This window comes from uncultured Sphingosinicella sp. (genome assembly GCF_963974575.1).
Classification (GTDB): Bacteria; Pseudomonadota; Alphaproteobacteria; order Sphingomonadales; family Sphingomonadaceae; genus Sphingosinicella.
Window position 1 is genome coordinate 67,644 of the sequence record NZ_CAXBBQ010000005.1, and the last position, 14,197, is coordinate 81,840.

At 65.3% G+C, this 14,197-nt stretch carries 12 protein-coding genes; 6 read left to right on the forward strand and 6 right to left on the reverse strand.

The annotated features are described in order from the left end of the window. Nucleotides 1-60: 60 nt before the first annotated feature. The 3 genes from AAC014_RS10540 to AAC014_RS10550 are packed head-to-tail and all read right to left on the reverse strand — an operon-like array spanning nt 61 to nt 2,844. A complete protein-coding gene (locus AAC014_RS10540) occupies nt 61-1,050 on the reverse strand; it encodes a DUF6081 family protein (protein ID WP_339708091.1) in 990 nt (329 codons plus the stop codon). Next, complete coding sequence (locus AAC014_RS10545; RefSeq protein WP_339708094.1) at nt 1,050-1,829, reverse strand: SDR family oxidoreductase; 780 nt, start codon at nt 1,827-1,829, stop codon at nt 1,050-1,052. Before AAC014_RS10545 ends, AAC014_RS10540 begins: the two co-directional genes overlap by 1 nt. Nucleotides 1,830-1,878: 49 nt before the next feature. After that, nucleotides 1,879-2,844, reverse strand: a complete 966-nt coding sequence (locus AAC014_RS10550; protein ID WP_339708097.1) for a zinc-dependent alcohol dehydrogenase family protein — start codon at nt 2,842-2,844, stop codon at nt 1,879-1,881. A gap of 244 nt (nt 2,845-3,088) precedes the next feature. On the opposite strand from AAC014_RS10550, the gene AAC014_RS10555 reads away from it, so the two are divergent. The 5 genes from AAC014_RS10555 to AAC014_RS10575 all read left to right on the forward strand — a co-directional run bounded on the left by AAC014_RS10555 (nt 3,089) and on the right by AAC014_RS10575 (nt 9,934). Next, nucleotides 3,089-5,413, forward strand: a complete 2,325-nt coding sequence (locus AAC014_RS10555) for a TonB-dependent receptor (protein WP_339708099.1) — start codon at nt 3,089-3,091, stop codon at nt 5,411-5,413. A 159-nt stretch (nt 5,414-5,572) separates the two neighbouring features. Then, nucleotides 5,573-6,892: an MFS transporter gene (locus tag AAC014_RS10560; RefSeq protein WP_339708102.1), complete on the forward strand. Its 1,320-nt coding sequence runs from the start codon at nt 5,573-5,575 to the stop codon at nt 6,890-6,892. A gap of 38 nt (nt 6,893-6,930) precedes the next feature. Continuing rightward, on the forward strand, nt 6,931-7,638 hold the full coding sequence (locus tag AAC014_RS10565; RefSeq protein WP_339708105.1) for a glutathione S-transferase N-terminal domain-containing protein: 708 nt from the start codon (nt 6,931-6,933) through the stop codon (nt 7,636-7,638). 42 nt (nt 7,639-7,680) lie between these two features. Then, nucleotides 7,681-9,018: a replication-associated recombination protein A gene (locus AAC014_RS10570; protein WP_339708108.1), complete on the forward strand. Its 1,338-nt coding sequence runs from the start codon at nt 7,681-7,683 to the stop codon at nt 9,016-9,018. Nucleotides 9,019-9,073: 55 nt separating this feature from the next. Then, complete coding sequence (locus tag AAC014_RS10575) at nt 9,074-9,934, forward strand: fumarylacetoacetate hydrolase family protein (RefSeq protein WP_339708111.1); 861 nt, start codon at nt 9,074-9,076, stop codon at nt 9,932-9,934. A gap of 59 nt (nt 9,935-9,993) precedes the next feature. On the opposite strand, the gene AAC014_RS10580 is transcribed toward AAC014_RS10575, so the two are convergent. Both AAC014_RS10580 and AAC014_RS10585 read right to left on the reverse strand, forming a co-directional pair. After that, nucleotides 9,994-11,403 carry an amidase gene (locus AAC014_RS10580; RefSeq protein ID WP_339708114.1) on the reverse strand — a complete coding sequence of 470 codons (1,410 nt, stop codon included), beginning with the start codon at nt 11,401-11,403 and terminating at the stop codon, nt 9,994-9,996. A 1-nt stretch (nt 11,404) separates the two neighbouring features. Further along, complete coding sequence (locus tag AAC014_RS10585) at nt 11,405-12,181, reverse strand: class II aldolase/adducin family protein (RefSeq protein WP_339708117.1); 777 nt, start codon at nt 12,179-12,181, stop codon at nt 11,405-11,407. A 298-nt stretch (nt 12,182-12,479) separates the two neighbouring features. Between AAC014_RS10585 and AAC014_RS10590 the strand changes: the two genes are divergently transcribed. Continuing rightward, the gene (locus tag AAC014_RS10590; RefSeq protein ID WP_339708120.1) at nt 12,480-13,379 is read left to right on the forward strand and encodes an FCD domain-containing protein; all 900 of its coding nucleotides are present in this window, start codon (nt 12,480-12,482) and stop codon (nt 13,377-13,379) included. Here the strand turns inward: AAC014_RS10590 and AAC014_RS10595 are convergent. Further along, complete coding sequence (locus AAC014_RS10595) at nt 13,376-14,008, reverse strand: glutathione S-transferase family protein (RefSeq protein ID WP_339708124.1); 633 nt, start codon at nt 14,006-14,008, stop codon at nt 13,376-13,378. The two genes, AAC014_RS10590 and AAC014_RS10595, sit on opposite strands and share 4 nt — an antisense overlap. Nucleotides 14,009-14,197: the final 189 nt, after the last annotated feature.

Genomic DNA, 14,197 nt, shown 5'->3' on the forward strand with positions numbered 1-14,197 from the left:
TTCCTGAAAGACGTCATATATGTTGGTTCGAAAGGCGCGGATTTCGTGCGATCGGCCAGCTTAGCGATAGGAGACCGAATGCCAGCGGCTTTTCAGTCCCGCACCCTGGCCGAACAGCCGGCTGGTCGGTCGGCTGTCCCGATCGACATAGTCTTGCTGGTGGGGCTCGCCGCGTGCCGTGTCGAAGAACATGGGGTAGCCGTAGAGGTCGACGAGGCCGGGTCCGCCGTTGAGCGATCCGTCCAGCAGCGTGTAAAGGCCGAAGCCGCATTGGAGCTGGTTGAGCCGAACCTCCTGTTCCTCGCCGCCGACGTCGATGACCATGTGGCGACGATCGAGCCGGCGCCCGACCCGGTCGATTTTGAGCACGAGCCTGTCGTCGACGAACCAGCGCGCGGTGTTGGCATCGCGATCATAAGAAATGGCGAGGCGGTGCCAGTCGTTGGGCGCACGTGCGCCGACCTGCAGGCCGAAAGAGAAAGCGGCGTAGTGGCCGAAGATCTCGCGGGCGAAGGGCGCGCGTTCATAGGCGGCGAAGATGCCGCGGTTCGTCAGGAAGAATCCGAAGACGATGTTGGATTCCTGATCGAGGTTGAACATGGCTGGCGCGGCCAGCCGGATGTCGTTGAGCGGGTCGGCGACCGCATCTCCGAACGGGTGGCCTTCGGTGCCATAGGTGCGGCCGCTCATCAGCGTTTCGACGTGGATCGTCTTGCCGGACGGGGTGTCGAAGCCGGGTAGACCGCCGGAGGATGTCCGGTCGACCGACACGAACCATTTGACATGGTCCAGCACGCCGGGGATTTCGGCATCTGGCGGGGCCGGCGCGCGGGTCTGGGTAAAGGCCGGTTCGCGGGATTGCGGGTGGACGCCCTTCGGAATGACGGCGAGGCCGTCCCCGCCGGTGGTAATGAGGGCGTCGGCGGGACGGAAGGCGCCCACTTCGAGCGGCTTCCAGTTTGCGGGGCTGCCATTGGAGCCAGTGTGGAAGCCGGTGGTAAAGTCGTCGAACCAGACGGTTTCCGTTCCGGCCTTGTTGTCCCCGGTCATCAGACGGGCACCCGAATCGAAATGCCGCCATCGACGACGATGGTCTGCCCGGTGATGTAGCTGGCCTGATCCGACGCCAGGAAGAGCATGGCATAGGCGATGTCTTCGGGCTCGCCGAGCCGGCCGGCCGGGATCGCCGCGGCCACGGTGGCTCGCTGTTCAGGGCCGCCCATCGCCCGGGTCGCGTCGGTCAGGATCGCGCCGGGTTCGACGCCGTTCACGGTGATGCGATCGGGCCCATATTCGATCGCCGCGCCCTTGATGAACCCGTTGAGGCCGGCCTTGGACGCGCCGTAATGGACCATGGTCGCGGCCGAGAAGCGCGGGCCACTGAGCGAGGAGGTGAACAGCAGGCGCGGTGACGGCGCGGCGCGCAGCATCGGCGCGGCGGCCTTGGTCAGCCAGAAGGCGGCCTTCAGGTTGACGTTGAGCGTGTTCTCCAGATCCTCGTCGGAAATGTCGTCGACGGTGACGAAGGGGAAGACGCCGGCATTGTGCACCACGATGTCGATACGGCCAAACTGGCGGGCGGTCTCCTCGACCAGCGAAACGGCCTCGGCGCGGTGAGCGAGGTCGACGGCCATCAGTCGGGCGCTGCCGCCCTCCGCCTCTATCAGCCGGACGGTTTCCTCGCCCGGCCCGGCGGTGCGGGTGGCGACGACAACATGGGCGCCGGCGCGCGCGAAGACGCGGGCAATCTCCCGGCCGATGCCGCGCCCCGCGCCCGTGACGATGGCAACCCGGTCATGAAGGCCGAACGGCAATTTGGCGTCTGTCATAGTCCTGGTTCCTGTAGGAAGAGGTGATCGACTGTCGTTGAAGGCGATGTCATGCCCCGCCATTCGGCCGGAGGATGATCTTGCCGAAAGCCTGGCCGGCGTCCAGCTTGCGATGCGCCGCGACGATGTCCGCCATGGGCATGATGCTGTCGACAACCGGCGATATCCGCCTGGCCGCCATATGCGCTAACAGGATCGCCGCCTCGGCTGCGACCTGCTCGATCGAAGCCGAGTTCAGGCTGAAGGCGTGCACGGTCGGCGAACTGTGGAAATGCTCGATCAGCTTCATGCCGAAGTCGGCGGGCGGCAATCCGCCCACGCCGCCGCAGAAGAGATAATGGGCGTTGTTGCCGAGCTTGTCGAAGAAGCCGGGGAGGTCGGGTCCGATGATCGTGTCGACGATGACGTCGAACGCTTCCGGGCCGTCCAGATCGCCGTCGAGCCGGTTCCAGATCGACGAGGCGCCCAGCGCGAGAAGGTGTTCGCCGCGCTCCTTCGACGAGGCGCTGGCGACGACGCTGCCACCGCGCAGCGCCGCATATTGGACGCACATCAAGCCGATCCCGCCGCCCGCTCCGCGCACGAGGACATGCGTGCCCCCGGCGATCGGCAGCCGGGCAATCGCACCTTGCGCGACGAGCGCGTTGAGCCCGGCGGCAACCGCGTCCTCGCAGGATATCGCGTCGGGCAAGGTGATGAGTTCCTCGACCGGCAGGGCCAGGCGCTCGGCGCAGCCGCCGCCCCGGCGAAGGATCGCGAAGACCCGCCGGCCGAGCCACGACGGATCGACGCCGGCGCCGAGGGTGGTCACGGTCCCGGCGATCTCATATCCCGGTGCGAAACCCGGCGATGATGCCAGATAACTTTCGCCGCGACGGGCCGCGATGTCCATATAGCCCAGCCCGATCGTTTCGATCTCGATCAACGCCTGACCGGCGGCTGGAACGGGCTCCGGCACGTCGACGATTCGCAGCGTTTCGGGTGGCCCGAACTCGTTAACCCATGCCTGCTTCATAATATTCTCCGCCTGTCGATGCCGGGCGCGAGTCGCCGTCGAAACCCGCGTGCCGACACCCCGATGCTTGCGGCGAATATGCGACGAAGGCTCGTCGATAGACAAGAGATATATGACAACTTGACGATAGAAACATATATGATAACTTCATGACTGCGCACCTCGCTTCACCGGCCGAGACGTTCCTTCGAAACGCACGGTCGCAGTCGGGCATTCAGCCATGGGTGGGCAGGGGAACCGTGCCGTGGAACGCGTCGAGAAGGGGGATACAAGAATGAAGTCCAAGCGTTATCTGGTTGGCTCGTCCGTACTCAGCGTCGCGACGCTGCTTTCCGTTCAGCCGGCTCTGGCCCAGACGACCGCCCCGGCGGACTCGGGTTTCAACGAGATCGTGGTGACCGCGCAGAAGCGCGAGGAGAATATAAACAAGGTCCCGATGTCGATTACCGCCGCGACCGGCGAGCAGCTTCGCAGCGTCGGCGTCGTGCAGGTGCGCGACCTGGTGAAGATCACCCCGGGCCTCACCTATGCGGACTCGGGCGTCGGCACGCCGGTCTATACGGTGCGCGGCATCGGCTTCAGCGACATCGCGCTGGCCGGCCGTCCCACTGTAACGGTCTATACCGATCAGGCACCGCTGCCGTTCAGCAGCGAGGCGCGCGGCGTTGCCCTCGACCTCGAGCGGGTCGAAATCCTGAAAGGGCCGCAGGGCACGCTGTTCGGCACCAATTCCACCGGCGGCGCGATCAACTTCATCGCGGCGAAGCCGACCAGCGACCTGCAGGCCGGCGCGGACGTCAGCTATGGCCGTTTCAATGCGCATCAGATCGGCGGCTTTGTGAGCGGGCCGATCAGTTCCACTCTCAGCGCGCGCCTCGCGGTCCAACATGACGGCATGGACGCTTGGCAGAAGAGCTACACCACCGACCAAAAGCTCGGCGTACAGGACTTCTGGAACGGCCGCCTGACGCTCGACTGGACGCCCAGCGATACGCTGAAGACCAGCTTCACCCTTAATCGCTGGATCGACCATTCGGACACCCAGGCGCAGCAGTTCATCGCCTATCGGCCGACCACGCCAGCGCCGGTGCCGGAACTGGCCGCCTATCCCGTCGCGCCCCACAATGCGCGCGCCGCCGACTTCGATACCGACAAGAGCTATCGCAAGGACAACGACTTCATCCAGGCGAACTTCCGCGTCGACTATGATCTGGCCGACGCGCTGACGCTCACCTCGCTGACCTCCTACAGCCGCTACAGCGAGAACCAGCTCGTTGACCTCGACGGCACGACGGTGAACAACAACTATTTCCAGACGATCGGCAGGCTTCGTTCGATCTCGCAGGAAGTCCGCCTGTCCGGATCGATCGCGGATCGCGGGCATTTCACGATTGGCGCCAACTATGCCGACGACGACACCAGCGAGGTCAATCCGACCTTCAGCCCGGTTTCCTCGGTATCCAACTTATTCTCGGGTCTGTTCGGTGCTCCGCTGCCGGTCACCTTCACGACGACGACCAACCAGGATTCGACCACCAAGGCGATCTTCGCCACTGTCGACTATGACCTGACCGACGCGATCAACGTCTATGCCGGCGGACGCTACACCGATTTCCGCACCAAGTTCACCGGTTGTGCCGCTGACAGCGGCGATGGCGTGGCAGCGACGATCTTCACCGTGCTCAACGGCTCGCCGGTCCTCACCGGCCAGTGCTTCACCGTGACAGAGACCGGGACGGCGGGCATCGTCCGCTCGACCCTGAAGCAGGACAATTTCTCCTGGCGCGCGGGTGTCCAGTGGACCCTGGCGCCGCACGTGCTGCTCTACGGCAATGTCAGCAAGGGCTATAAGGCCGGCAGCTTCCCGATCGTGCCCGCCAACAGCTATCTCTCGTTCAACCCGGTCACCCAGGAATCGGTGCTCGCCGTCGAGGGCGGCTTCAAGGCGGGCCTGTTCAACCGTGCCCTGCAGCTCAACGGCGCGATCTTCCACTATGACTATAAGAACAAGCAGGTGCTGGGCAGCGTGGTGCTGCCGGGGGTCGGTAACGTCCTGCGGCTGCTGAATATCCCGAAGTCGCGGGTCAACGGCGCCGAGCTGGAGATCACCGCCGCGCCGGTGACTGGGCTGAAGCTGTCGGTGGCGGGCACCTATATCAGCTCGAAGGTCGCCAGTTCCTTCGTGAATGTCGATCCGTTCGGCACGCTGGGCGACTTCGATGGACAGGCTTTCCCCAACACGCCGAAGTGGCAGTTCACCGGGGACATCGAACATAAGTGGCCGGTCAGCGAGCGGGTGAATGCCTTCCTCGGCGGCAATGTCAGTTCTCAGAGCAAGACCTATAGCCAGTTCGGCGAATTGGCCCTGTTCAAGACCAAGGCCTATGCGCGGCTCGACCTGCGCGCCGGCATCGAGGCCGAGGACGGGAAGTGGCGCGCCTCGATCTGGGGACGCAACGTCACCAACACCTATTATTACTCGGCCGCCACCTATGTGCAGGATGCCGTGGTTCGCTACATGGGCCAGCCGGTCACCTACGGCGTCTCGCTCGCCTTCCGATATCGATGATCCACAGGCCGACAAGCGCCCCGCGCGGGGCGCTTGTCGGATGCCGCGGGCCGTTTTGATGACATGCGGCACTGGGCCGCGGGCGGATCGACGGGAGCCGCTCGCGGCCGCTTCGTTCGAGGAAACGGGCGGACGATCCGCCGATCAGGGAATATTCGCATGGCCAGACCCTCCCATCGCGCATCGCCCGAACCGGTCTGGCCGCCGCAGCGAGTGGCCGGGCGGAAGGCGATACTGGCCCTGCTCGCGCTGATCGTTGCTTCGTCCTTCTTCTGTCGCATGACGCTCAATTCGTTGCAGGAATCGCTGCAGGCCGGGACAGGGTTGAGCGACAACCAGATCGCGCTGCTGCTCGGGTCGGCGATGGCGGTTCCGGCCGTCATCGGCGGGATTCCGGTCGGGCTGTTGGTCGACCGGTTCAACCGGACCCGGCTGCTGGCGATCTTCTGCCTGCTGAGTTTCGCCGGAACACTGGTCACGGCGCTGAGCGACAGCCTGATCCTGTTGTTCGCGGCGCGCGCCCTGATCGGGTTTTCGACGGCGGCGGTGTCGATCACGGTACCGTCGCTGCTGGCCGACCTGTTCCCGCCGTCCCGGCGCGGGCGCGGCAGCATGATCTACGGCATTTCGCAGGTGGGTGGCATGGCTGTCGCCTTCGCGGCGGGTGGGGCGCTGATCATGATCCTGCCGGCGGCCGACCTGTGGCGATCGGGCGTGCTGGTGATGAGCATACCACTGCTCCTGGTCTTCCTGCTCTCGCTGCTGCTGCGCGAGCAGCCGCGCATGGAGATTGCGCAGGAGCGGCCCACCCTGCTCGTCTCGGCCGCCGAGCTGTGGGCATTCCGCCGGATCCTCCTGCCGCTGTTCGGCGGTGTCGTGGCGATCAGCGTCGCCGATGGCGCCACCCTGGTCTGGGTGGTGCCCACCTTGTCGCGCTCCTTCGGCATGAGCGCGGCGGCCGCCAATGGCGTGATGGGAATCGCGCTGATCGTCGGCGGCCTGCTCGGCCCGATTTTCGGTGGACTGGCGGCCGATCGTTCCCTGGCGTCGGGCGGGGCCGTGCGCGTTATGTCGCTGCTGGCCCTGCTTGCCGGCGCAAGCGCGTTGCTGGGGCTGTTCGCGGTCGCGCCGGGATCGGCGCTCGCGAGCGTCTGTCTGACCGCCTTCCTGCTGATCGGCAGCATGATCATCTCTGTCTCGCTGACGCTGATCACGGTGCTGCTGCCCAACGAATTGCGGGGCTTCTCCGTCTCGGTACTTGCGGTGGTGCAGATATTGCTCAGCGCCGGCCTGTCGCCGAGCCTGGTCAGCATCGTCGCTACGGGCATCGCGGGGCCGGCCAGCGTCGGCATCGCGCTCGCGACCGTCTGCGGCGCGGCGAGCCTCGTCTCCGCCGTCGCCTTTCTGATCGGGCGGAAGGCGCAGAAGCGGCACCCGACGCAGCATCGGTCGATTGCCGTGGAAATGGCTTTCCATTGAACCGGGGCGCGGGCCGGGTGCATGGGAGAGAAGGAAGGATGCCGGGCATAGTTCTCTACGAGATCGGCATAGCGGACGGGCGGTCGGCCAGCCCCTTCGTGTGGCGAACGAAACTGTCGCTGGCGCGCAAGGGGCTTGCCTATCGTTCGGAGATGCTTGGCCTGACCGACATACCGAAGCTGTTCGACGGGCGGTTCGCGACGGCACCGATCATCGACTTCGGTGACCGGCAAATGAATGAGAGCCTCGCTATCGCCGAACGGCTAGACGAGGCCTATCGTGACCGGCCCGCGATCTTCGCCGGCCCGACCGAGCGGTCGATGATCGGCTTCTTTGACCATTGGCTGGTGCAGCTGATCGTCACCCACGTGCTGCCGATCTACATGCTCGATGCCCATGATTGTTCGGCGCCGAAGGAGCGCGGCTACTATCGGCAATCGCGGGAGGCCTTTTTCGGCCGGACCCTGGAGGCGCTCGTCGCCGATCGCGAGGCGTGCCTGCCTGATCTGCGCCGTGCGCTCGAGCCGGTCCGCAAGGCGATCGAGGACCGGCCTTTCCTCGGCGGGCAGACACCGAACTTCGCCGATATGTGCCTAATCGGGCTGTTCATCTTCGTCGGGACGATCGCGACCCTACCGCCGCTCGCGGCCGGCGATCCGCTGCTTGACTATGCCCGGCGCGCGCTTTCCGCCTTCGGCCCCGAGACGGCCGAGCTGTCATTGAACCTCAGCGCAAAGCCGCTCTAACCCGGTGCGAGGGCTGGAGCGTCGACAACCGCAGGATATGCCATGAATCTGTTCGACGATGCCGGACCCGCACCCATTTCCGACACGCCGTCGGCGGTCGAAGCCCGGCCGCTGGCCGAACGATTGCGCCCGACGTCGATCGTGGAGGTCGTCGGGCAGGAGCACCTGACCGGCGCCGATGCGCCGCTCGCCCGCATGGTCGGTGCGCGGCGGCTGGGCTCGATCATCTTCTGGGGACCGCCGGGAACCGGCAAGACGACCCTGTCGCGGCTGCTGGCTGATCTGGTGGGCATGCGCTTCGAGGCCTTTTCGGCGACCAATGTTACCGTCGCGGAGCTCAAGGCCGCCTATGCCGAAGCGAAGCGGCAGTTGCGCAACGGCAAGCGCACCCTTCTGTTCCTTGACGAAAGCCACAGGGCTGCGCGCAACATCACCGAGACGCTGCTTCCGGTGATGGAAGACGGCACGATCGTCGCGATCCTCGCCACCACCGAGGCGCCGTCCTTCACCCTGCCCAAGGGGATCGCGTCGCGCGCGCGGATATTGACGCTCAACCCGCTCGATGCCGCCGGGCTGGCGAAACTGCTGCAACGGGCCGAGGCGCATGTCGGCGCGCGGCTGAGCCTGACCGACGAAGCGCGGGCGGCGCTGTTCGAACAGGCCGGCGGCGACGGGCGCTATTTTCTCAACATGGTCGAGGATCTGCTCGATGCACCGGCTGAACGGCCGCTGACCCCCGACGACCTCCGGCGGATATTGTCGCGGCGCATCGCCAACCATGATCGCCAGGGCGACGGGCATTACGAACTGGCCAGCGCCTTCCAGAAATCGATCCGGGGCAGCGATCCGGACGCGGCCCTCTATTATGGCGCGCGGCTGGTGCAGGCGGGCGAGGACCCGCGCTTCATTTTGCGCCGGCTGCTGGTGATGGCGTCGGAGGAGGTCGCGATGGCCGATCCCACGATATTGGGTGTGGTGACCGCCGCGCTCGACACCTTTCAGCAGGTCGGTATGCCCGAAGCCAAATATGCGCTGGCCCAGGCGATCGTGGCGGTCGCGACGGCGCCCAAGTCCAACGCGGTCTACCTCGCCTGGAAACAGGCGGCGGCACTGGCGGAGGCTACGCCGAACGTGCGGCCGCCCCGGCGGATCCTGAACGCGCCGACCGAACTGCACCGGTCGCTCGGTTTCAAGGCCGACTATGAATATTCGCATGACTGGCCAAACGCATTTTCGGCGCAGAATTACTGGCCGGACGAACTGGGCCGCCATCGCTTCTACGCGCCGAACGAACGCGGTTTCGAGGCGGCGATCAAGCAACGGGTCGATCATTGGAACGGCTTGCGCGAGGAAAGGGACCGGCGCGACGCGGACGGATGAGCTTTCGGGTCGGGGGGCGCTCCCCTGCCAGCACAGGATAAGCGAAGGAGAGGATATGAAGCTGGTTCGATATGATGCCGGGGCGCGCGTGCGCATCGGCGTGGTGAAGGGCGACGGGATCGTCGACCTGGTCGCGGCCGGCCTGCGCTGGACGACGATGATGGAGATCGTCGCGGCTGGGGCCGAGGCGCTGGACGCAATCGCTACCATCGTGGCGCGTGAAGATGCGTCGGTCGCGATTGACGGCGTGCGGCTGCAGGCGCCGATCGAGCGGCCCGGCAAATATCTCGCGATCGGCATGAACTACGCCAAGCATCGCGACGAGGCCGACAAGCTGGGCATTGCAAGCCCGCAACACCAGTTGTGGTTCAACAAGCAGACGAGTTGCCTGTCGGGGCCGTTTGACCTGATCGATCCCGGCGCCTCCGAGAAGCTGGATTATGAAGTGGAACTGGCCGCCGTCATCGGCCGCGCCGCCAAACGGGTGTCGGAGGCTGACGCGCCAGGCCATGTGTTTGGCTATGTGGTGGCGAACGACGTGTCGGCCCGCGATTGGCAATTCCATTCGCCGACCTTCACCATGGGCAAGTCGTTCGACACCCACGGTCCGATCGGCCCCTGGATCGTCACCGCGGACGAGATCGGCGATCCGCACACCCTGGGGCTGCGTTGCTTCGTGAACGGCGAGAAGCGGCAGGACAGCAATACAAGCGAAATGGTGGCCAGCCTCTGGGCGCAGATCGCTTATCTCTCGACCGCCTTTACCCTGGAGCCCGGAGACCTGATCGCGACCGGCACGCCTCATGGCGTCGGGGCGGCGCTGGAGCCGCCGATCTTCCTGAAGCCCGGCGATGTCGTGCGATGCGAGATCGATGGGATCGGCGCGATCGAGAATGTGGTCGCCGGACCGCGCTGAGCCAAAATAGAAAGCCGCGGAGACAGCGTCGTCTCTGCGGCTTACTTCTCATCGCTGCTTCAGAAGCGGGGATCGATCGGCGTCGCGACCCCGGCAGCGGCCTCGATGACGGCGGCCGCGTCGAGGCAGATATCCTCGCGGAAGCGACGGCCACCGACGAGCACGCCGATCGGCAGTCCGGTCACCGGATCGAGCCGGCTCGGCACGCAGACCGAGGGCAGACCGAGCAGATTGGCAGGCGTCACCGGCCGGATGATCTCCAGCAGCCCCGCGAGGCTTCCCGCGTCCAGGTCGTAGTCGTGGCCCGGCGTCACGCGGGTCCAGGTCGGGCCCAGTATGACCGGATGGTCTTCCTGGAAGGCCGACCATTCCATCGCGATGCTGTGGCGGCGGATGAAGGCCGCCGACATCTCGAAGGAATCGGCGAAGGGCGGAACGCCGTCGAGATAGAAGTTGAAATAGCGCAGCGTGTCCGGGCTTAGCAGCGGCAGGACCGTTTCGGAGCCGAAGCGCTGGTCGCCGACGATGATCTGTCCCCAGGTCTCGATCGCTTCCTCGTAGCGGGGCGGACAAGCCTCGACCACGTCATAGCCGGCGTTGGCCAGCGCGTCGGCGGCGCCGCGTATCGCATCCGCGACGGCGCTTTCCAGCGGCGGGCCGGGCAGGGCGGTCATAACCGCCACGCGGATTGGCGATCCGATCGGCTTGCCGACCAGCGGCGCCTCGATCGCCCATGGATCCCTGGGATGGGCCCCGATGATCGCTTCGAGGACCAGGCGGACGTCGGCGACGGTGCGGGCCATCGGTCCCTGGACGTTCATCAGCTGGTTGGAGATATGCTGGTCCGGGCCCGGAACCTGCTGCGCGATGGGCACGCGCCCGGCCGAGGGCCGGACGCTGACGATGCCGCAGGCGTTGGCGGGATTGCGCAGCGAGCCGCCGAGGTCCGATCCTAGGCCGACCGGCGTCATGCCCGACGCAAGCGCCGCCGCGTCGCCGCCGCTCGACCCACCCGCCGTCCGGTCACGATCCCAGGGATTGCGGGTCAGCCCGTAGAGCGAGCTATCGGTCGATGGACGCATAGCGAAATCGGCAAGATTGGTGCGGCCGATGGGAATGGCGCCGGCCGTGCGCATCTTCTCCACCACCGGCGCGTCGACGGGCGACACCGCTTCGGCGAGCAGGTTGGTGCCCCAGGTCGTCGGCAGGCCCGCGACGTCGATGCAGTCCTTGATCGTGAAAGGGACGCCGTGCAGCGGGCCGAGGGGCGCGCCCTCCCACCGCTTGCGATCGGCCTCCCCGGCCGCCCTGAGCGCTTCGTCGCGCAGGACGCGGGCGATTGCGTTGACCCGCGGATTGACCGTTTCGATCCTGTCGAGATGGGATTCGACAAGCTCCCGCGAGGTAACGTCCCCGGCGGCGACCAGCCGGGCCATCTCGCTGGCCGAAAGGCGCCAAAGCTCGCTCATTCTACTTCTCCCTGACACTGGCGCTATAATCCCTCGCGAGATCGACATCGACTGCTTCGAACCCCATCGGCGACGCGTCGTCGATGCCCCGGTCGAGGCCGAGGCGGTGAAGCCGGCGCAGATAATAGGCCCAGGCGGCCTCATAATAGATGCTCGAGCCCATGACCTGCTTGACGTCGGCTAGCTCGGCCGCGGGCATGCTCTGTACCTCGCCGGCCGCCATAGCCTTGAGCTGCGCGCCGCATACATTGTCGAGTTCGATCGTCGAGACCACAGCGTCCGCCAGGCAGCTGCCGGTGATGAGGACGCCGTGATGCTTGAGCAGTAGCGCCTTCATGTCGCCCAGCGCATCGGCGATCGAGGCGCTCTGGCCGTGGAGGAGGGGGCTTTCATAGACTTCGGCGAGGGCGATCTCCTCATGCCAGCGCGCGGCATGCTGGTCGAAGGGGATCACAGAGGCGCCGATCGCACCGAGCGCGACGCCGTTGGCGCCATGGTGATGGATGATCGCCTGCACGTCGGGGCGCGCGGAGTAGATCTTGCCGTGGATCGAGAGGCTGGGATTGACCTTGCCTGGACCGGAGATCGGCTTCAGGTCGAAATCGACCTCGACGAGGTCCGCGGTCCGCACCTCCTCCACGCTCTGGCCGAGCTGGTAGGTCCAGAAGGTAGAGCCGCGGGTCCCTCGCATCGTCAGATGCGCGAGAACGCCGACGCCGATCTTGAAGGAGCCCAGGATTCGATAGGCCAGAGCGAGGTCGCGTACGGGATCGGTCATTCGTGCAGCCTTTGCGGATGTCAACGCGCCCAATGGGACATAATTTAGCAAAACATATCTGATAACTATTGTCTAAAGGCAAGCGGCACGACGTGGTAAATAGGAAAAAAATAGATCGTGGATTTCGCACATGGCTACTTGTTGCGATGTCTGGTCGCTTCTAAGGTATCCGACATGTGTGCGATATATTCCAAGCGCCTATGCTTGCCGGGCCGTCGGGGTGCCATGCCGATGGGGAGGGGTCGCGCAATCGGCCTTGGCGTTGCGGATTTTGGTGGGTAGCGGTAGGAGATGAAGCATGAATAGCCCTATCGCCACCGAGACCGGCCGCCGTAGCGTGCGGAGGCGCGCCAACGACAGCCGCGTTTCGCGAGGACGCGGCAAGGCGACCGCTGCTGCCCCGGCCGGGGACGATCAGGGCTCCAGTGGTTCGCTGGTCCAGCAGGCGATCCGCGCCGTCGGAAATTACATGAGGGACAATGGATTGCGGCCCGGCGACACGCTGCCGGGCGAGAAATATTTCGGCGACGAACTGGGCGTGAGCCGCGCCGTGATGCGCGAGGCCTTCGGCGCGCTGGGCGCGCTGCAGATTATCGACATCGCCCGTGGACGTAAGCCTAAGGTTAGCCATGTCGACGGTTCGCTGTTCGCAACGTCGATCGTCCACGGCTTCAATACTTCGCAGATATCGATCCTCGACGTTTGGGAGGTGCGCAAGACCGTCGAACTGCGCGCCACCGAAATGGCGGCGACGGCCCGCACCGACGAGGAACTGAAGGAGATTCAGGACATCGTCGAGGCGATCGCGACGCACATGGACGATCCCGACCTGGTGTCCCAATATAATGCGGAGTTCCACTACGCGATCGCGCGGGCGAGCCATAACGTGCTTTTCGCCCAGATCCTTGCGTCCTTCGCGCCGATCACCCGCGTCGCCACGCGGGCGGCCTGGAAGGCCTGCACCACCAAGGCGATGAAGCAGGCCCAGGTGACCCGGCACAAGGCGATCGTCCGGGCCATCGCCCGCAAGGATTCTGTCGCGGCGACCGATGCGATGCGCCAGTTGTTCGACGATGCGATCCGTGAGAATTGGAGCAGGCTCGCCGCGCATCGCTTCTCGTTCGATCCGTTCTTCGAACAGGGCCAGCGCCCGCGCTCATCTGACCGAGCGGGGAGCAGGCGCCGTCGAGGGGTTTAGCCCACCATCGCGGTGTAATTGGCGATGTCCTCATCGATCACCTGCCGTAGCTTGGGCGTGTCCATGAGGCGGTCCTTGATGGCATCGAGGTGTGGCGTCGGCGAGAGGCCCTGACCTGCGGGGGCCATGATCTTCCAGAGGGCGAGCACGCCGGCATAATGATCGAGGACGCCAAGCGGCTTGCCGGTGTCGCGCAAGGCGACGCGGCGTTCGAGTTCGGCATAGGCGTCGTCGAGGCGAACGCGCGCCTGTGCCCCGACTTCGGCCGCCGCGGCGTCGCTGGGTGCGTAGCGGTTGGGGCGGTTCAGCATCTTCCAGGCAAGCTGCACCTCGATCGCCGCAACGATCATCGTCGACAGCTCTTTGGACCGCGCGAGCGGATCGGAGTCGGGCCAACCCTGACCGCCAAGGTCTGCGACGAAGCTCAGAATCGCGACGGTCTGGGTGATGATCGCGTCGCCGGCGTCTAGGGCTGGGACCTCGCCCAAGGGATTGATCGACAGAAATGGCTCCCGCTTCGTCTCGCCGGAGAGCGAACTGACGATCACGACCTCATGGTCGATGTCGGCCGCGGTCAGCGCCAGGCGGCATGCCAGGGCGATGCTCATGGGGGAGTGGTAAAGGCGCATATGGTTCGATTCCCTTCCTGGCTTCGAAGGAATTGTTCACACATATCATATATCTTTGCAATGCATAATAGGACCGTGTCGACCGCGTTTCGCCAATGAACAACCAAGAATGCTAGGTTTCTGGGGATTTCTGTGAAGCGAACTCGGTCCACATATGGGTGGTAGATATCAGATAAGCACTGGACATTT